This window comes from Thermoplasmata archaeon (assembly GCA_038851035.1).
GTDB lineage: Archaea > Thermoplasmatota > DTKX01 > VGTL01 > VGTL01 > JAWCLH01.
Genome location: JAWCLH010000014.1, coordinates 46,050 through 65,390, shown reverse-complemented (window position 1 = coordinate 65,390; position 19,341 = coordinate 46,050). Strand labels below are relative to the sequence as shown.

Sequence of the window (19,341 nt, the reverse complement as noted above, 5' to 3'; positions counted from 1 at the left end):
AAGCGCTTTTGGAAAAAGGGCTTGCGGGCGTCGGGATTCGAACCCGAGCTATTAGCTTGGAAGGCTAAAGTCATGACCACTAGACTACGCCCGCGCTCTTTGCAGATGGAGAGTATAATCAGTCGCATATAATATTTTGCCGGGCGGGAATTCGGGTGATGGGGGTGACGGTAAAGGAGCAAATGCGATTGATGTAAGGCGCGCGCCGCATTACCCTGGGTCGGAAGAAAGGATTGAAGATGTTTGAGGGAGGCTATCCCGTGAGCTGGAGGAGGGGGTGTGACGAAATGTGGTCAGATAGCTTATATGGCCATAGCGCGATTGAGGGGGCCGATATGCGCGGAAGGCTGGTGACTTTCGAAGGTATAGACGGGAGCGGAAAGACCAGTGTGTCCAGAATGGTCTGCCGGCGCCTTAGGGGGGAGGGTGTGAGCTGCGTGTGGACCTGCGAGCCGACGAGGAGCTGGCTGGGCAGGGCAGTGAATCGAGGGAGCGAGGAGAGGTTGTCCGCTTACACCGAAGCGCTTCTCTTCATGGCTGACAGATCCGAGCATACGCGAGAGATCTGGGAGCATCTCCGCAGGGGTAGAAACGTCATCTGTGACAGGTATCTGGACTCCACCATCGCATATCAGGGCGCTCGCCTCGCTCGGGAGACCGGGGGAACTGGAAGCGACGCAGTGAAGTGGTTGGTGGAAATGCACAGACCCTTCGCTCTGGTCCCAGACCTCACGATTCTTCTGCGTGCTCCAGCCCACATCTGCCTCTCCCGCCTTAGGAGCAGGGGGGGGCTGACCAAGTTCGAGAGGCTGGCCTATCTTAGAAAAGTCGCCTGGGTCTACGATCGGCTTGCGCAGAAGGAACCCCGGAGGTTCCGAGTTGTTGACGCAAGACAGAGCATGGAGCTGGTGGTGGCGCAGTCGCTCGAGCATGTCCACAAAATTCTGTAAGAGTGCTGTAGAAAAATTGAGTGTGGGACTCCGGATCGCAACTGAACGTGTCTGGGAAATTTCGAGAGGGAGCCCGGTGAAAAATAGGGATTTGCTACTCCGGGGTCAGGGCCCGAGCGTTGTATGTACGAACCTGATGTGTCAGGGTGGCATGGTGGCGAACGCCGGGAGCTGATACTGGGAGAATTCACGGCGCTACTTCGGCCTGAAACCCTCCCCCTCGCCAAGATAGAGGATGCTGACCTCGGCCATCCCGAGGGGCAGGCGCACGTCCAGAACAAGAGTGCTTTCCGTGCCATCCTCGTCGCGGAGAACGGTCCTAAACTTAGGAGCGCCCGCTAGCTGGGTTACCTCGACCACTCTAAGCCGGAGCGTCTCTCCCACAGCTATTCTACCAGCCATTGTTCCGCCCCCGGGGCCACCCTGCCGAGATATGCTTCTCTCCGAATAAAGTCTTTTCCGGTTACACAACATTTAATACGTCATTAGATATTCTCTCTGTTTGATGGCAGGATACCCACCACCGCAGTCCACGGCCCAGCCCTCAAAGGTTGACTATGAGAAAATCGCAAGCCGTGCGCTAATCCTGCTACGTGAGGGCCGCTACGCCGAGGCTATCGCCTGCTACGACGAGCTACTGCGCCGTTTCCCAACGTATGTGGACGGCTGGTACAATAAGGGCATCGCCCTTGGCGAGCACCTGCACAGGTACGAGGACGCTATCAAGTGCTACGACAGGGGACTCGCTCTCAACCCCAACGACATCGACATGTGGCACAACAAAGGGAAGGCCTACTACTGCCTGGGCCGCTACGCCGAAGCGGTCGAGTGCTTCAACAGAGTCCTCCAGCTAAACCCCCACTATAGAATCTCGCTCGAGGGCAAGGCCGCGGCTCTGAACAACATGGGGAAATACGTCGACGCCCAGCTCGTCGCGGAGCACATTCTAGAAATGTACCCGCCGGGGAACCCAAAGACCTGGAAGGCCCTCTCCATACTCGCAATGGCCCTGAACAACCAGGGCAAGTACAAAAAGGCCCTGGAGGCCGCCAATAAGGCCATTGCCCTCAACCCGAACGACGACGGCGTCTGGGAGACAAAGGGGGCGGCCTTAGCTAGTATGGGAAGATATAGGGAGGCGATGCTCTCCCTCGAGGAGGCCCTCAGGCTCAACCCCAACAACAAAACCGCCCGGGAGCTCAAGGACAGAATTCTGGAGGCGCAGGCGGAGTTCTGGGCCGGGGGAAAGAAAGGGCGTTGAATGATAGGTGGCAAGGGGCTCAATATTTCGTGTAGAGGAGCTTGTGCTTCACGAGAGCGACGCCATTGCCCCGCGCCACCCTCCCGACCGCCTCCGCCCTTAGGCCATGCTTTGAGAACACCTCAGTGATTGTTTCGACCGAGCTCTGGGGCGCTATGAGCGCGAGGCCCATGCCCATGTTGAATGTCTGGTACATTTCCCTGGTGGTCACCCTGCCTAGCTTCTGAATCGCCCCAAACACCGGCTGGGGCGGGAGGGGGTGCTCTATCCTTATCTGGACGCCCTTCCTGAGCCTCAAGAGGTTCCGGAGACCACCGCCGGTGATGTTGGCGATTCCGTGGACCTCGGTTCTCCGGAGGATTTCAATCACCGGGCGCACATAGATATGGGTCGGCCGTAGGAGCTCCTCACCCACGCTGGTCTCTTCTCCGGGAAGGGTGTCTAGTAGATTGACCCCGGCGTCCCTGAATACCCGGCGTGCGAGCGTGAGACCGTTGGAGTGAATTCCCGAGCTCTCCACACCCACCACGACATCACCCACAGCTATCGAGCGGCCCGTCACCTCCCTGCCCTTGTTAACGTACCCGAGGCAGGTTCCTGATAGGTCCAGGCCCCTGACCATCTCCGGGAGCACTGCGGTCTCGCCACCAATTACCGATACGTTGGCGAGCTCCGCGCCGCGGGAGAGCCCTTTTCCAATCTCCGCAACCACCTCCGGCCTCGGGCGGTCCACGGCGATATAGTCGACGAAGGCCAGCGGCTCCGCACCCACGCATATCATGTCGTTGGCATTCATCGCCACGCAGTCTATTCCGACCGTGTCCCATTTGTTCAGGGCCTCGGCGACCATCAGTTTGGTGCCTACGCCGTCCGTGCACATGGAGAGGTAGCAGTCTCCGAAGTCAATCAGTCCGGAGAAGTGCCCACAGAGCTCGACGGGGGCCCCGCGGCCCTCCCGGCGGAACGCGAGCTGCTTCACGAGCGCCGAAATCGCCCTGGACTTGGCGTCAATATCGACCCCAGACCGGGCGTAGGTCATCCCCATTTTTCCACTCCCGTGTATCGTCCTGCTGGTAATTATCACTTGCCCGCTTGCTTATTCTGGCGGCTCTCTCCGCCTTTGCGGGACCTACCAAGGTAATCTCTGACAAGCGCCTCGGTTAGCTCCCCCTTGGCCCTATAAAGCCGCCGAGGTTTTCTTGGGGGGCACCTTGAGAGCACCCAAACCGCAAGAATCGGGAGAGAGATGGTGGCGTCGCCGTAGACGACCACGTTGTTCTTCTTAGGGTCCTTGATCTTACCCCAGGACTTCGCCTCCGATGGCGTTGCGCCCGAGAGACCCCCCGTGTCGGGTCTGGCGTCTGTGAGTTGGATGAAGTAGTCGTGGCCACCCTTGTTCTTCTTCAGGAACTGCCAGAGCATCGGCTGGGTCTGCATGAAGAAGTTCTTGGGCGTCCCCCCGCCGACCTCGACCGCGCCGTTCTTCTCGGACCCAGCAACGATGGCACAGGATTCCAGTATATCGAGGCTCGGAGACGGCTCGAGGGGGCTGCCCAAGGCATATTTCAGAGCGAGATTCATGCCGATAGAGGAGTCGGCGTGGGCGGGGACGTATATTGGAACATCGAGCCTGGCCGCAGCGGCGAGCACGGACTTCTCAGGGTGTGGCGCATTTCTGGCCACCTCCCTCCCTAAATTGTGGTGAATGTCGGCGGTGGAGAAGCGCTCCGGAAGGGTCCTTCTGATGAGCGCTTCTTGAATTACCCAGTCCGTTGCGGTGAGGGCCCCCTCCTCCGGAATGAAGACATCGTATATTCTGGCCACGCCGGCCCTGTGGAGCTCGCTGTCGTCCACTGCAAAGTGCCCCTGAACCACCGGGAAGTTGAAGGGCCTGTGAAGGTCGTGATACAGGTTGGCGCCCGTCGAAACCATCCAGTCTATAAAGCCCGCCTCCATCAGTGAGACGATAACGCCGCCCATGCCGACGGGCGTCATTGCGCCCGAGAGGGTGAGGCATATCGTCGCCCCCTCCTTAATCATCCTCTCGTAGAGCTCGCAGGCCTCGGCGAGCCTCCGGGCATTGTAGCCTGTGCCGGAGTAGAGCTCTACCAGCTCCTCAACGCTCATGCCCCTACGAATTTGGACAGGTTCTATTGTTTTTCCAGAGAGATAGGAATTTTTTTGGGGGTCCGGATGAGAAACCTGGCACTCGGGGCTGGAGGGGGGTGCCTGAGTCCCTTCATCCGCGCGAAATTTCTTGGGTCTTGCTCCTGGTATTCTATCACCCCCTCGAACCTACGGATCCGAAAGGTGGGTGTCTTATTTATCAATTTGGTCGAGCCACTGCAAATGATTATTGTACTGGAGGGAGATCTAGGTCTGTGGCCTATGTTGTCGTGGTCTGCTCGAAGTGCAGGCGGGCGAGGGGAGCCCGCGAAAGTGCGAAAACGGCGAGATGCCCAGGCTGCGGTCGATCCCTCACCCTCCAGAAGCTGAGGAAGTACTTCAGAACGAGTTCCCTGACCGACCTAGCCGAAGCGGTGGGTCGGATGAATGCTCAACTGAGAGGGGGGCTCGAGACTTGTCTGGGGGATAGAAAAGAGAAAGGTAGGGGAGGCACGAGTGGCGGCGAACCTCAGGCCCGCGGGGAGAGGGAGCGCTCGAGCGGTGCGGGCGAGGGGATGACGGAGGTCGGTCACGTAGAAAGGACCAATGGGTCCGCTCGGTTCCGGGAGGGGGAGGGGGTGAGGGGGGCGCGACTAGAGAAAAGGGTTCTGGAGTTCCTGTCCCGCGCGGGGCCCTCCTCAGCCGAAAAACTCGCCGTGGCGCTCGGTGAAAAAATCTCTGTCGCAGAACTCGAGCTCCGCCTTGAGAAACTCAAGCAGATGGGGCTCGTCTACGAACCCTCGCCCGGAAAATACTCGCTGGTGGGTTAGCTCCGGTGGTGCAGAAAAGTGCGGCGGCGTCTAACTTGAATGAGAACGAGGGCTACCGCCACGGAAAAAGCAGTGGCCCCGGCTTCTAGCCCCGGCATCTTCCACAGCTCCCCGACCGCCTGAGCACCCGGCCCGGGGCCGCTACTTTCTATTATCACCGTTTTATCGCTCGGGGTGAAGCGCAGGGCATCGTACCTATCCTCCCGAACTGGGGGGGGACCGGTGTAGGTAAAGCGCCAGGAGACGTAGTAGCTCTGGAGGTGGCCGGCATCGCCGTCATCTATGTAATCCGTCAACCGGTTTGCGTCTCGAAAGAGGAACTGGTCGTTGGCGGTGTCGATATTCACGACTTCCCCCCCGCCGCTTTTGAGCGGGATATAGACCCTGACCCAGGCATGGCCACCCCACGCGCGCCTGGACTGGTCGTACAGAAGGCCAAGCTCCATCCAGACAGGAACCCCCTGAGCTCTTAGCAGGGAGCCGAATAGGTAGGACTGGTCGTCGCAGTCGCCGTTCCTCTCGCTAAGGGTTCTCACGGGGTCCTTCGGCTCCTCTGGGCTGTTACTCATGTAGGCGATGTTCGCCCTGATATACTCATAGACCCTCGTCACCTTTTCGAGAACATTTCTGGTTCCCCCGGCCAACCTCTGCGCTAGCTCCCTGACTGTGGGGTTGCTCGGCTGGAACTTCCAGCAGTCGCCAAGGTATTTTGAGTAGCTCGCTGGAATGTCGGAGACTGTCCCAGAGTCAGCGGGCTTCAGTTTCCACTGCTTGAAGGTCGCTCTCGCGTGGTATCCGATCACAACCTGGAGGTCTCTCCCTCCCGTCAGAGTGCCCGACCACGTCCACTGGGTTGCCGTGCTCGAGGTGGGGGTGGGGTTTGTGCTCAGGGAGACCACCTCCTGCAGGCCTGGAATCGTGCTCGGGATGCTGATGTCCACGCTGTACTCGACGATTCCGCCGCTCGTCCTTGTGACCATGACCCTGTTGAACTCGAACTCCGAGGAGATGGGGTAGCTTCTGTAAACGGGCAGGCCCTTATATACTTCCCTATCTAGAAATTCGCGGAAGCCCGCCATTGCCCCGGATGCCTGGAGGACCCCGAGAACGAGAGCGGTGACAACGATGACGGTGACGCCCTTCACGACGGGCCAGTGGCTCCTCGTCCGTGGTCTGGAGGGCAGCGGCGGCTGGGTGACGCCCATTGGGACTGGGGGGCCCGCCTCGGCTGGAGTATAAAGGGCTCCCGAAACGCCCGGATAGCTCGCATCGCCTCTGAGAGGAGCCGGAGCCTCCTCTCCCGGTTGTGGCCGGAGGAGGCTTCTTCTCAGCTGCTCCTCATGCTCTTCGAGCACGGGGGCTGCGGCGCGGCTCCTCTGCCACTCCTCGAGCGAGGAGGATGCACTCGCACCGGCTACTTGGAATGGCTGCCTGGGCTGGTAGGCCGGGGGCTGGTAGTGCGGATGGAGCGGGGGGGACGGGGGACGGACCGGTGAGGGCGGCCGGGCCGGGGCTGGAGGGGGAACACCGTCCACCGGCCTCCCGGGCCCGGACCGGTTATATATCGGCTGCGGAGCCGCTGGCCCGGGAATCGCTGGCCCGCGCGACTGCTGGCTCTCCCGCGGGTTCCGGCCCCCCGTCTCGACCATCTGGGTTGGGATGCCCCGTCAGATGATATTAAATTATCGGTGCGGGCCCTGCTTCCGCCCTCCGGGTGAGGAGCCCCTCAGAACACGCCGGGGGCGGCGCGGAATCTCCTCTTCCGCCAGACGACGAGGCCGGCGGCGGAGGCCACAATGACGGCAGCGGCGCCGCCGGGGAGAGCATAGCTCGTCCAGGACTGAGCACCGGTACCGGACCCTCCCTGACCCCATGACGCGCTCCCGTTTTTCCCCGTGGTGTTCTGCAGCGATGAGTTCAGGTCCGGCGCGCCCAACACCGCTATTACGGCGGTTACAGTGGTCGTGTCCTGGAGGCCCAGGCAGACCGCCCTCCCGTCCACACGTAGCGTGGCTTCTGTTTCCCGCGTGCCTGAGGGGACTACCACCACTACTGTGAAGTTCTGGGAACCGCTGCTCGTAAACACCATTGAGGAGGGGGAGACCTCGCTCGCCCAGCCCGTGTCAACCTGGCTGGAGAGGTCCACAACGGCCCTGACAAGCGGGAGCTTCTCCAATTTCGCAGTTCCTTCGAACGTGACATTTGTGTCGTGGAGGGAGGTGGAGTTCACCGAAGTATGGACAGGATTGAGCTCCAGCGTCAGCTGGGGCACTATCGGGCCCTGCGCTGCGGCGTGGGGCAGCATCACAAGGATGATTGACAGTGCAAGGGGGAGCAGACGCATCACTCAATTATCTGTCCCTGGAGCTATAAGTAATTTTCTGAAGGATATATAAAGCTCAGCCCCGCCCCAGCCTCCTCCGGGCCGCCTCGCACGCCAGAGTTACCGGGTCCAGCGTCGGGGCGATGGGCGGGGCGTAGGCTGTCTCTAGCCTCGCCATTTCCTCCACGCTAACCCCGGCGAGAATGGCGACGGCGAGAGCGTTGATTCTCATGTGCACCCTCTCCATGCCGACTATCTGCGCTGCGAGAAGCCTCCCGCTCTCGGGATGGGCCAGCACTTTGACGGTGAGCGGCTTTCCACCTGGGAAGTAGGACGGAAGGGTGGAGCCTGTGAACTTTCCGGCGACCGGCTCGATTCCAGCGCGTCTGAGCTGCTCCTCTGTCGGCCCCACGGCGGCGAGCTGCATTCCGAAGGCCTCGCTCACGCGGGTGTTTAGGATGCCGGGCGGCATCTCGGCCGCTCCACCGGCGGCGTTCGTGCCCGCCACGATGCCTTGCCGGGTCGCCACCGTGCCCATCCCCACGGCCACAGGGGCGCGCGTTATTAAATCGATATATTCTGTGCAGTCGCCCGCGGCGTAGATGCCCTTGACCGAAGTCTCACATCTCGAATTTACCTTTATGTTCCCAGTCGGCCCGATCTCGCACCCCGCATTCTTCGCGAGCCCGGTGTTCCCACTGGCGCCCGTCGAGAAAACCAGAAGGTCCGCGAGAAGCTCTCTCCTCTCGCCCGTCGAGACATTCTCGATGACAACCCCCCGCACTCGCCCTTCCCCGAGCACTGCCACAGCCCGGTGGCCGCAGTGCATTGCAACACCGCTTTTCTCAATGAGCTCCCTCGCCGCGGCCGCCATGTCCGGATCCAGAGAGGCGAGAAGGATTTCTGGGAGAATTTCTATCATGGCCACCTCCACCCCCCTTGCACACAGCGCCTCTGCCATCTCAAGACCTATCAAGCCCGCACCGACAACAACTGCGCGCGCGCCCCGGACCGCGCGGTCGGCAATCGCCCTTCCGTCCTCGATGGTTCGCAGGAGATGGATGCCTTCGAGAGGTGCTCCAGAGCGCAGGGCCCCCTCGACCGGTGGCATCCGGGGCGAGGCGCCAGTGGCGATGACGAGAGAATCATAATTGAGCTCCTCGCCACCATCCTCCCCCACTGGTCTCACCGCTACTGTTCTCTTTGAAGTGTCGATGCTGAATGCCTCCGTTCCGAGTTTGAGTTCTATGCCTGCCCTCCTGAACCACCCCTCGTCGAACTCTATCAGGTCGTCAAAGGACAGAATTCTTCCTGAAATGGCGTAGGGGAGGCCGCAGCGGGAGTACATTGTGTGCCTTTCGAGATTGACCAGAATCACCTCTGCCCTTCGGCTGGTCTTCCGAGCGAACTGGGCCGCGGTGCTTCCTGCGGCGCCGCCCCCTATTACAACCACTCGCATTCGTATCAGGACGTCAATGGCTTGCTGGAAATAAGCTTTGCCGGGCTCTCATAAGAATGGCGCCAGTACTCTAAAGGCGAGCCCTCCAATCAGAAGGGCGAGGCCGATTTCTATGAGTGTCACGAGGGTCGCAAACCTCCAGCCCTCTTCCTTCACGAGAGCAGCGATGGTTGCTATGCAAGGGATGTAGATCATCATGACCAGGGTGAAAACGAGCATTTGGAGGGGGGTCATCACCGATGGGATGTCCGACGTGCCGGCCATGGCCGCGAGAAGGGCGACGCCAGCCTCCTTTCGTAGAATTCCTAAAATGAATAGTACACCTGTGAACTCGGGCAGGCCGAGCCAGGCGACTGTGACGGGGGTCATGGCGGAGGTGATGTCGTCGAGCCACCCCAGCAGCCTGAGAAGCTCTATTGCCGTGCTGCCCACCACAATCAGGGGGATCGCTATCGTGAGGAAGGGCCGGAAGCGGGTCCAGGCCTGTTTCGCGACCACACGCGGGAGGGGGGTCCTGAACGGCGGAATCTCCATGATTATTCCGCGCGAGTGTCCTCTCATGAGCGCGTGCATAACGCGTCCAAGGCTGAATATCAGCAAGAAGTCGAAAAGATAGAGCCCCATCGCCCAGGCTGGGCCCATGTAGGTCCCGACGATTCCCAAAATGACAACGGTTCTGGCGGAGCAGGGGACAAGGGTGGAGAGGAAGGTCGCGATGAGACGGTCACGCGGCGTCTCTATAATTCTGCAGCCCACAGTGGCGGGCACGTTGCACCCGAAGGCCACAATGAGTGGAATGCTCGCCTTTCCATGAAGCCCCACGAAATGGCAGGGGCGGTCCATGATGAAGGCTATTCTAGGCAAATAGCCCGAGTTCTCCAGGGCGCTCAGGATGAGGTAGAAGGGGAGGAGGAAGCCCAGCGCTACGCCGAGAGCGGCCGAGAGGCCGAGCACCGCCCCATTCCAGAAGAGCTCGCTCCAGAAGCCCCCCACGTGGGGGTTGAGTGCCTCGAAGCCATCCTCGATTGCTGATGCAACCCACCCTCCAACCCGCGAAATCAGAAAAAGTATCGAGAGCATCACGACGAGCATTATCACGTACCCCCAGACGGGGTGCATGCTCATCGCGTCCAGCTTCTCCGCCCTGGAGCGCCTATCGCGCATTATCAGAGTCTGCACCTCAGCGACAATTCTACCCACCAAGGCGTATCTCTCGGAAGCTATGACCGTCGGGCACGGCTCCCGGTGAATCGCGGAGCATTCCTCGGAGAGAACCTCCACGGCCCTGCGTATCTCTGGGTATTTCGAGGACAGCTCCTCGAGAAGCCGCTCGTCGCCCTCAAGAAGCCTGAGTGCGGCCCACCTCGCTGGGTAGTGGACTACCAACCTGTTGAGCAGGCTCTCCAGCTTCTGGAGCCTCTTCTCCACCTCCGGACCGTAGCGAGGGCTGGGCATTGGATGCGTTTTTCCTATCTGTTCCAGCGCGGCGTCGACGAGCTCGTGGATTCCCTGCCCTCTGACCGCCACCGTAGTGACAACGGGAATCTGCAAGAGTTCCGACAGCCTCGCTGCGTCAATCACCACACCCTTTTTTCTCGCGACATCAGCGAAGTTGAGCGCGAGGACGACCGGCACACCGAGTTCTAGAATCTGCAGGGTCAGGTAGAGGTTTCTCTCGAGAGCTGTGGCGTCCACAACATTGACGACGACGTCCGCTTTGCGGGAGAGCAGGAAACACCTGGTGACCTCCTCGTCCGACGAGAATGGGGAGAGAGAGTAGGTCCCCGGGAGGTCGTAGACCCGAATTCTCCTGCCGTGGTGGTCGAGAGTACCCTCGGCCACTTCGACCGTCTTCCCCGGCCAATTCCCGACGATCTGCTCCAGCCCCGTGAGCTGGTTGAATATGGCGCTCTTTCCGACGTTCGCGTTGCCCACGAGCGCGAGTACGAGCTCATCTCCTGCGCCAAGCCGGATGGTCTCGTCCCTCACACTCCCTTCTCCCTCCATCCGGCGCTCCCCCAGGACTCATGTCTCCACGAAAATCCTCGAGGCGATTCCTCGCCCGATCGCGAGGCAGCAGCCCCTAACCTCCACTTCCACGGGGCCCTTCAGCGGCGCCTCACGGAGGAGGCGCACGGGTGAGCCGGGCGTGAGTCCCATCTCGGCCAGCCTCCGTACCACACCTCTCCCTCCATTGATGAACGCCACCTTAGCGCTGGAGCCAGGCTTGAGAGAGGTCAATGGGGTGGGCTTGGCTCGCTCCTTCGCAGCGCCGCCGGCTTGCGTGCACTCCGAACACCTTGGCTCGCCCACGTCACACGCCGGTATCGGGTTGCCGTCCGGGCAGCTCTCCGGGCCCCCGAGGCTCCGGCAGAGGGCTCGCTCAGTCTCATCAGATAGGGAATGCTCCATTCGGCAGGCTTCGACATGGGCCCTCCGAGGCATCATGCGCAGGACCCTCGTCAGAAAAACCTCGAGGAGCCTGTGCTTGCGCTTCAGCTTCTCGGCGCGCCTCCGGCCCCGGGGGGTCAAGGAGGCACCTTTATAGCGCGTGTAGCGGACCATGCCGTCCCTGGAGAGCCTCTGGAGAGCCTCGGTGACGCTGGCCGGGGTGACCCTCAGCCTCTTGGACAGCGCCGAGGTCTTGGCTGTACCGTCGCTCCCTCCAATGTCTAGGATGGCCTCCAGGTACTCCTCAGTCTCCTCCTTCGGCATCGCTCCCCTCTGGAGGAGGTTTAGGGCACCCTAAAATATAATATTTTCGGTGGAACCCGAGCCGTTGCTTGGGTGGCCGCGCGCGGGCCGCAGGAGCCCAGATCCCCTCCCGCCCCTGGGCCGCGGAACCCCCGCGCGAGGGCGACAGGTTAATAACGCCCATCCCTCTCTCTCCACCAATGCGATTCCCAGACCCGCTCAATTCGATTTACGAGGGTACCGTCTACCGCCCACCATCGGAGGCAACCAGCCTGATTCTCCAGGCTACCATCGGCTGCTCATACAACAGGTGCACTTTTTGCGTTTCCTATCTGGACAAGAAATTTAGGGTGAAGTCCCTCGAGGAGCTCGAGAGGGATGTGAGGGCGGTCCTTCCATTTTTTAGGGACACCAAACGCATATTCCTAGCTGACGGCGACGCTCTCACGATTCCCGCACCCCGCCTCCTGCGAATTCTGGAGATGCTCCGCAGGTACTTTCCGAGGTTGGAGAGGGTGGGCGTATACGGCTCCCCAATGAATATCAAGAGAAAGACCTGTGAGGAGCTGAAGGCGCTCAAAGAGGCTGGGCTGGGAATTGTGTATCTCGGTCTGGAGAGCGGCTCCGACACTATACTGAAAGCGGTGAGGAAAGGGGCGAGCTCCGAGGACATGATCGACGCAGCCACGAAGGTCAGAGGAGCTGGCATCGCCCTATCGGTCATCTGGATTCTCGGCCTCGGAGGAAGGGAGAGAACTGAGGAGCACGCACGGGAGACCGCCCGCGTGCTGAATGCGATGGACCCGGAATACGCCGCCGCCCTGACGCTGATGCTCGTCGAGCCAGCGCCGATATGCAGGGAGGTCGAGGCGGGGCGGCTGACGCCGCTCGGCCCCGCCGAATCGCTGATGGAGCTGAGAAGGGTGGTCGAGGGGCTGGAAGTATCCAACTGCGTATTCAGGGCGAACCACGCCTCAAACTATGCCCCGATTGGTGGCACCCTTCTGGGCGATAAACAAAAGGTCCTGGAGCAGATAGACCTCGCGCTGAGGGAGAAGGCCTTCAGGCCAGAGTGGATGAGGGGGCTATGAGTTGATTTTAATTAATAACTGATTTGAAACGAGGTAATGTAAATTATTTGAAAAACTCAATCGCCGGGTTGTCGAGCATAGCGATCAGGACGTTGGCCCAGGTCAGCTTTCGTCTCTTCACCTTCGCTCTGTCGCTCATGTCGAGCTCGTCGGGGTCTGTGTATGGAGGACCGCGGTCACTCGCGAAGTCGAAACCGACGAGTGTTATCCTTCTCGCGCCAAAGTGGTCCGCAAGATAGACCGCCCGGTCACCGTCCGTGAAGCCCCCGAAGTTGTGCAGGTGCTTCACTGGAGCGGACTGGCTGGTGACAACGAGCTTGCCCCTGAACTTAGGCACCCACTCTCTCAGCGCCGGGATGTTGTCCCCGTGTGCCAGGACGACCACTATCGCGCCCCTCTCGTTTGCGGCTACCTGGTCTTCGACTTTGCCGTCAAGGTCCGTCACAATAATGTCCGGAACGATTCCCTTTGCCATCAGGGCCGAGGTCGCGCCGTCTGCCGCCACGAGAGTCCCGTGGAATTGCTTGCTCTCGAGCGCCTCCCCGAGGCTTGGTCCATCACCGAACACACAAACCTCCCTGTCGGAAAGCTGCTTCCTCAGCTCCTCGGGGCCGGCTAGCTCGTGGCCCTCTGAGAGCCCGGCCAGAACCTCTGCCGCCTCTTCGTCCTTAGAGCGGTCGTAGCCGAAGTCGAGCAGGATTTGCTTGTAGTACTTCTCCCACTCGCTGAAGTCCATTGCACTGGCCACTAATAGATGGTTAGATATATAGGTTGCGCAAGCCCGGGCCAACGGGGTTCCCTGCCCAACCATTAATAACCTTCCCGCCCCATCCGGGGGCGGAGGTCTTCGCTTGGAGTACGACCGTCGGTGGAGGAGAATCGGACTTGCCATCGAGAAGTCGCGCGCCCGGGCCTTTGTTGTCCACTACCCAGCGAATATCCGATACCTCTGTTGCTCCCATCTATACACCGCAGCTCCGCCAACCTATCTCGTTTTCACGAACGGTGAAGCCCCCCTCGCTCTCACGTCCTTCCTCGAGAAAAACAGAACAGAGGCGGAGTGCGCCGTGGGCTCGGTCAGGGTCTGGGGGCGCCTCCCCGGAAGGAGGTCGGAGGGCAGGACCGCGCCGGTTGCGCTGAGGCGAATTCTTAAAGGGCTCGGCGCCGGGAGAGTTCTCGTTGACAGGAGAATCGAGGGGCTGGGGAGCCTCAAGCAGACGCAGCTCGACGTAGTGGAGAAGATGCGCGCCATAAAGAGCGATGAGGAGCTGGCGCTGATAAAAAAGGCCTGCGCCATCGCGGACAGGGGGGCGAGGGAGCTGCCATCGATTCTGAAAAATGGAATAACGGAGCTAGAGGCGGCGGGAGAGCTCGACCGCCTCCTTCGCTCGGAGGGCGCGCAGGCGCTCGCGTTCCCGACGATCATCGCCGCGGGGCCTCACGCCGCCTACCCCCACCATGACAGCGATATGACGGTCATCAGGGACACGATGGTGGTTTGCGACTTCGGCGTATATGTGGGGGGATACTGCTCCGACATCACCCGGACGATTGCCGTTGGAACTCCTCCACGGTCCCTCCTGATGGCCCACGGAGCGGTTCTTGCGGCGCTCAGGGCAGGCGTGAGGGCCGTTGGGCCGGGGAAGAGGCTCAGCGCAGTGGACAGGGCTTGCAGGCGCGCTCTCGAGGCCCGAGGGCTAGAGAAGTACTTCGTCCACTCAACCGGCCATGGACTGGGGCTCGAGGTCCACGAGGCTCCAGCGGCCGGCCCATTCTCGAAAGATGTGATGAAGAGGGGTATGGTTTTCACGGTGGAGCCCGGGGTCTATATTCCGGGGCTGGGCGGAGTGAGGGTGGAGCAGGACGTTCTCGTGACCACTTCGGGAGCGAGGGTGCTCACGCGGGCGCCCTGCGGCCCCTGAGCGACCGCACCACAATGTTTAATACGCTTCTATAACGATAATTGACCGGATGGGTTTTTGGCGCATGGAGCGGAAAGGGTACACGGGGAGGGGCGATTGTCGATTCTTGAGCTTTCCGGGCAGGCGGCGCGGGGGGTTCCCGCGCCTCCGCTTAATTATTCTGGCCACGGTGGTTTCGGTGATCGTGACCCCTCTCTTGCCGCTTCTAGCGGCTGGGCCGCCTGAGCCCCCCATGCCCTCAACAACCTACGGCGTCCTCGAGGCCCTTACGGCCCTCCAGGCCACGATGCGCTCCCTCTACAACTCCCCGGCGCTTCTCAGGGAGGCGCATGGGGCGATAGATGCCATCCAGCCCTTGAAGATGGAGAAGGTCTTGCCCTCACTCGAGTACGAGCTGGTCGAGCCGGAAATGCCCTCCTTCACCCCTCCCGGCATTTTCACGGATGCGGAATCAAACACCGACCTCAACGGCACCTCGATACTCGAGTGGCTCCTTCAGGGCCCCCTCAATTACTGGGTCTCCACGCTGCACGGAGGCCTGAGGACTTGGAGCAGGGGGAGCCTCCGGCCCACGCTGGATTTCAGGGTGGACGAGAGCGGCGTCCACATCGTGGACTGGGAGAGGTGGGTGGAAGTGGACGCCGATGGGAACCTCTCGACCGGGAACGCCTCGGGGAGCGAGCTCCGGGCCCGACTCTCCGTCACTATAGAGAACTACACATTTGAAAGGCCGCACCTGGTCAGCATTATACCGCCCGAGTTCTCGGACTGGCAGTTCAACTTCAGCGGGGGCATAAGGGCGGAGATCGAGAGGCTCGCCGGCCCCGCCGCCCCCCTGCCTGTAGAGGTCTCGTTCCTGAAGTCCTTCACATATCAGGGCCTCAACTATATCTGGATAATCAGCCTCAACTTCACGGATTTGCCCCAGCGTTTCGAAGCCTCGGTCACCGCGGACAAGGTCAACACCCACGGGAGCCTGCGCGAGATTCTCGGGGAACTGCTACAAAACTTCACGCTAGGCAACGCATCCCTCATCGGTGACATATCTGGACCCTACAACATCAGTATCTCCACGGGTCCCCTCGACAGCCTCTCGATGATGCTCGGATACGCCAAGGCGGTCTCGCGGAGTCTCGTCGAGAGGAGCTGGCTCAGAATCGACCTCAGCACCGCCCCCGGCTTCTTCGCTGTGCCGGAGAAGATGTCGGTCTGGTTGGATAGCCCCGCTTTTAACATGCCCTTCAACCACCTCCGCTGGAGCGCGGACGCGCCCTGCCGTGTCGAAGCCGAGGTCTCGGTGGACAGGGGGAACCTGACCTACGGAACCCTCTCCATCCAGAGCGCCCCGGAGTCCATGGTCCTCAGGCTGGACAACGCTTCTGCGGAGGGGAACTACGCGCGCTTCGAGGCCTCGGCACGGATAGCTCGCTTCGAGTACAATGAATGGGAGTTTTACAGCAAGGACAGAAGCGAGTACAAGCACATGCACGTCCTACTCACAGACGTCCCCACGCTCATCGAGTTCCGTGGGACCTTCGAGGTCGGGGGCGCCTCCCCGCTCATCATAAACAACGAGCCGGGGATGGGTCTCGTCGCGCGCCTGATCGACAGCGTCATGGTCCGATTCGCAGGCAAGTTCGCGACCATCGCCCGGACCCTGAGGTCGATTCCTGAGAACGTCCTCAGGATGCCAGAGAGGGATGGCTGGGTCTCGCTCTCCATGCCGCAAGAGCAGCGCCTGGGCGGGCTCGAGCTCTGGCTCGCGAGTGGGCCCTATATACTAAGGGAGGGAAATTTTCTATCCTTCTACAACCTCTCCCTCCCCACGTCGGCCGGCTCGGTGATGAACATCTCCTTCAGCGCCCGCCTCTCGGGCCTCGCAGGCCTCGACGGCGACTTCAGGAACGGAACCTTCATAAACCTAAGGAGCTCGACGAAGCAGGGCCTGACGGCGCTCTTCGTGGACGAGCCCCGCAGGTCCAACGCTACGCTGGAGGTCTTGCCCCTGCCCTCCGTTTTCGTGCTCGAGCAGTCGCCCTCGAACAGGACCCTGAGGGTCTCGACGAGCGAGAGCATAGAGCGCCTCGTCTACACTGGCTGGGTCAGGGAGCACTTTCTGGGCATATCGGTCGAGGGCCTGCCCGAGAGCATCAGTGTGCGCCAGAGCCCGGAGGAGCTCGTCATCGAGACGCCCCCCGAGCGCCCCGTGGAGAGACTGGGAATTCTCGCGACCGACAGCGAGCTCTACTCGCTCAGAGGCAACCACATCGTGGTCAGGTCCGGCGGGGGCGGCACCTCCTTCGGGGCCTCCTTCTCCGGCCTGACACGGCTCGGCCTTGCCACGGGAGAGAACGGGAGGGTCGAGCTCGGCCTGAGGACGGACGAGCCCCTTCGGGTCTACATCGACAACACCACAGAAGACTTCGCCGCTAGGCTCGTCATTGACCCGATGCCTGCGGAGCTCTCGCTCGGCATGGGCACCCTTCTGGGTGGCTGGGGACTAGAGATACCGGACCTGATGGGCGCCACGAGCATCGTGGGCTTCTCCACCGCGGTTTTCGCGGTAACCGAGCTCGGCGAGGACATCCTCAATGTGGCGGAACGAATCTCCGGATTCATTGAGGAGCAGGTCTCCGGCCTCGGCCGGAACTCCACCATAATCATCCGCGCCCTTTCCGACACCACCCTGATAGGCGACATCCAGAGGGGGAGGCTGGTCGAGGCCCCTTGGGTCCACGGAATAGCCTCCAGGCAGCTCCAGCCGCAGGGAAGGAACACCACATGCTTTAGCACACGCCTCTTCCTCAGGCTGGGCCGGGAGACCTCGCTCTCGAGCCGGAGCGAGGGCGACGAGCTCGGCTTTTCCATCGCAATAAAAGGCTTCCACCCGCGCCACGACTGGATGGCTCTCGACATGGAGAATGTCGCGGGGAGGGACATCCTTGCCTACCTCACAGGTCTCCCCTCCGCTCTGGACCTCTCTATTAATGGCACCGTCTCTCAGAACGCAACCTACGGCCGTGAGGTACTAGCGGCGGGGCTCGCGCTTAGGGCCTCTTCCGCGCTCGGGCCGTTCCTCGTCTCCCTCTCGCGCCTCCCCCCAATGAGCACGCGCTTCCTAGCCTTCGGCTCGGCGCTGCCGGAGGAGATGGACGTCCGGGGATGCATGGGCGAGCGGGTCGGTATAGATTATAAGGCGACCTCTAACCTCGAGCACCTTTTCATAAAAAACTCCAGGCTTGTCAGGGACTTCTGGCGCTCCAGCACCGTCCTTCTGCACCAGCTCCCCCTCTCGCTCAACGCCTCCCTGGACCCCCCGCCATCCTTCGAGGCGCGGGACCCGCCGACGCAGATTCTACCGGAGCTCTCGCTTCAGAGCGACAGGGCGGACCTGGACATTTTCATAGACCTCGACGGCCGGGCGACTGGCCAGAGGAGCTCCTACCAGGTCGAGGTGAAGGACGCGGGCAGGGTCCTGAGCGCGCGGCACTCGGGCGGGTTCTACAGAATTCGCTCGGACGGTGTCGAGGAGCTGTACCTGCGCGTCCGGGACCTCCCGTATCGGGAGGGTCTGAGGATAAGGGCGCTGGGCCTCTACGCGGAGGCTCTGAAGTCCCTGGACCTGGGCTCGTCTCTCGTCTTCGGCTCCTACCCGACCTTCAGCCTCTGCGGGCTCAGCGCGGACACCCTGCAGCTCTCCGTCAGAACCAGCTTTGGTCCCGGAGGGGGGGATGGGGAGGGGAGGCTCGTGCTGCTCGATTCGCGCAGCCGCGGCCCGCTCCCGCTCGGGATGCAGCTATTCTCGAATGGCCTCGCGCTCGGGGCCTCGAGGGGCGATGACCATCTTCTCGTGCCGCTCCCGGTGGCCTCCCTGCTCTGGAGCCTTTTAGGGGGATGATGACGGTGAGCGATGATGCGGTGCTGAAGAAGAGGAGGCGGAGGGCGGTGGCGCTCGTCGCCCTCCTCATCGTCCTGCCGCCGCTACTCTACTTCGTAGTCATCCCGCGCACGGAGCTGAAGGTGAGGGTCTTTTACAACGAGGGGGTGCTGAACCGAATCAACATTGACCCCGAGCTCCGTAACGCGGGCACGCTCGCCCTGGAGAGGGTGATTCTCCGAGTTGAGGTCGTGGACTCCAAAGACTCAGAGATGGGTGAGAGGGAGTACAGGGTGAGTTCGGTGCCGGCGTTCGCGCCGCCCCATAGACTCGACGCCCTGACCTTCAGGGGCGACCAGTACGACAGCTACACGATTATCATCACAATCGAGTTCGTGGCGGGTGGAAAGTGCTTCAAGGCCCGGTGGTCCCACACCACAGGGGAGCCGTGGATGAATCAGGAGTGGGAGGACTCCATATTCTCTTTTTAAATAGGTCCGGGATGGTCTCCGCAACTCTGGCCCGAATTCATCAGTCTCCCTCCCACCCGCTCAACCGAGGAGGTCTGGGGCTGACCGGGCTCTTCATTCCCAGGAGATGGTCGCAGGCTCCATAAGGTATTTCTATCCCTACCTCTTTTTGCTGCGCGGGCCGCAGTAGCTCAGCTGGGAGAGCGCAAGACTGAAGTCCTGCGCACAGCCTCAGGGCGGAGATCTTGAGGTCGCTGGTTCAAGTCCGGCCTGCGGCACACTTTTTCTTATCTAGGCTATTGTTCCAAAGAAAAAGTGCACAAAAAGAATGCTTCGCGCGCGGGCAGCTTCGCCGCCC

16 protein-coding genes and 2 tRNA genes are annotated in these 19,341 nt (G+C 61.2%); 8 read left to right on the top strand and 10 right to left on the bottom strand.

The features are described 5' to 3' along the window. Positions 1-22: 22 nt before the first annotated feature. A tRNA-Gly gene (locus tag QW379_05970) sits at positions 23-94 on the bottom strand. A 241-nt stretch (positions 95-335) separates the two neighbouring features. Here QW379_05970 and tmk point away from each other — a divergent pair. Further along, complete coding sequence (gene tmk, locus QW379_05965; GenBank protein MEM2869948.1) at positions 336-950, top strand: dTMP kinase; 615 nt, start codon at positions 336-338, stop codon at positions 948-950. A gap of 195 nt (positions 951-1,145) precedes the next feature. Here the strand turns inward: tmk and QW379_05960 are convergent, their stop codons facing one another. Then, positions 1,146-1,352: a hypothetical protein gene (locus tag QW379_05960; protein MEM2869947.1), complete on the bottom strand. Its 207-nt coding sequence runs from the start codon at positions 1,350-1,352 to the stop codon at positions 1,146-1,148. Between the two features lie 103 nt (positions 1,353-1,455). Between QW379_05960 and QW379_05955 the strand changes: the two genes are divergently transcribed. Continuing rightward, a complete protein-coding gene (locus QW379_05955; GenBank protein MEM2869946.1) occupies positions 1,456-2,211 on the top strand; it encodes a tetratricopeptide repeat protein in 756 nt (251 codons plus the stop codon). Positions 2,212-2,230: 19 nt separating this feature from the next. Here QW379_05955 and purM read toward each other — a convergent pair whose 3' ends face one another. Further along, entirely contained in the window at positions 2,231-3,295 is a 1,065-nt protein-coding gene (gene purM, locus QW379_05950; GenBank protein MEM2869945.1) for a phosphoribosylformylglycinamidine cyclo-ligase, read from the bottom strand. Next, positions 3,292-4,488 (bottom strand): deoxyhypusine synthase, encoded by a 1,197-nt coding sequence (gene speY, locus QW379_05945; protein MEM2869944.1) that lies wholly within the window; start codon positions 4,486-4,488, stop codon positions 3,292-3,294. The genes purM and speY overlap by 4 nt, the downstream gene beginning before the upstream one ends. 104 nt (positions 4,489-4,592) lie before the next feature. On the opposite strand from speY, the gene QW379_05940 reads away from it, so the two are divergent. Continuing rightward, entirely contained in the window at positions 4,593-5,147 is a 555-nt protein-coding gene (locus QW379_05940; GenBank protein ID MEM2869943.1) for a DUF1922 domain-containing protein, read from the top strand. On the opposite strand, the gene QW379_05935 is transcribed toward QW379_05940, so the two are convergent. The 5 genes from QW379_05935 to QW379_05915 all read right to left on the bottom strand — a co-directional run bounded on the left by QW379_05935 (position 5,144) and on the right by QW379_05915 (position 11,644). Further along, the gene (locus tag QW379_05935; GenBank protein MEM2869942.1) at positions 5,144-6,796 is read right to left on the bottom strand and encodes a transglutaminase domain-containing protein; all 1,653 of its coding nucleotides are present in this window, start codon (positions 6,794-6,796) and stop codon (positions 5,144-5,146) included. The two genes, QW379_05940 and QW379_05935, sit on opposite strands and share 4 nt — an antisense overlap. Before the next feature lie 77 nt (positions 6,797-6,873). Then, the gene (locus QW379_05930; protein ID MEM2869941.1) at positions 6,874-7,494 is read right to left on the bottom strand and encodes a hypothetical protein; all 621 of its coding nucleotides are present in this window, start codon (positions 7,492-7,494) and stop codon (positions 6,874-6,876) included. A 52-nt stretch (positions 7,495-7,546) separates the two neighbouring features. Next, positions 7,547-8,929 (bottom strand): FAD-dependent oxidoreductase, encoded by a 1,383-nt coding sequence (locus tag QW379_05925; GenBank protein ID MEM2869940.1) that lies wholly within the window; start codon positions 8,927-8,929, stop codon positions 7,547-7,549. 48 nt (positions 8,930-8,977) lie between these two features. After that, positions 8,978-10,936, bottom strand: a complete 1,959-nt coding sequence (gene feoB, locus QW379_05920; GenBank protein MEM2869939.1) for a ferrous iron transport protein B — start codon at positions 10,934-10,936, stop codon at positions 8,978-8,980. Positions 10,937-10,954: 18 nt separating this feature from the next. Next, positions 10,955-11,644 (bottom strand): metal-dependent transcriptional regulator, encoded by a 690-nt coding sequence (locus QW379_05915; protein ID MEM2869938.1) that lies wholly within the window; start codon positions 11,642-11,644, stop codon positions 10,955-10,957. Between the two features lie 179 nt (positions 11,645-11,823). Here QW379_05915 and QW379_05910 point away from each other — a divergent pair, with 179 nt between their 5' ends. Next, positions 11,824-12,714, top strand: a complete 891-nt coding sequence (locus QW379_05910) for a radical SAM protein (GenBank protein ID MEM2869937.1) — start codon at positions 11,824-11,826, stop codon at positions 12,712-12,714. A 43-nt stretch (positions 12,715-12,757) separates the two neighbouring features. On the opposite strand, the gene QW379_05905 is transcribed toward QW379_05910, so the two are convergent. Then, positions 12,758-13,450 (bottom strand): 6-hydroxymethylpterin diphosphokinase MptE-like protein, encoded by a 693-nt coding sequence (locus tag QW379_05905; GenBank protein MEM2869936.1) that lies wholly within the window; start codon positions 13,448-13,450, stop codon positions 12,758-12,760. A gap of 115 nt (positions 13,451-13,565) precedes the next feature. On the opposite strand from QW379_05905, the gene QW379_05900 reads away from it, so the two are divergent. The 4 genes from QW379_05900 (at position 13,566) to QW379_05885 (ending at position 19,261) form a co-directional block, all read left to right on the top strand. Next, a complete protein-coding gene (locus QW379_05900) occupies positions 13,566-14,636 on the top strand; it encodes a M24 family metallopeptidase (protein MEM2869935.1) in 1,071 nt (356 codons plus the stop codon). 64 nt (positions 14,637-14,700) lie between these two features. After that, entirely contained in the window at positions 14,701-18,534 is a 3,834-nt protein-coding gene (locus tag QW379_05895; protein MEM2869934.1) for a hypothetical protein, read from the top strand. A gap of 5 nt (positions 18,535-18,539) precedes the next feature. Beyond that, positions 18,540-19,004 carry a hypothetical protein gene (locus QW379_05890; protein ID MEM2869933.1) on the top strand — a complete coding sequence of 155 codons (465 nt, stop codon included), beginning with the start codon at positions 18,540-18,542 and terminating at the stop codon, positions 19,002-19,004. 159 nt (positions 19,005-19,163) lie between these two features. After that, positions 19,164-19,261, top strand: a tRNA-Phe gene (locus tag QW379_05885). Positions 19,262-19,341 lie beyond the last annotated feature (80 nt).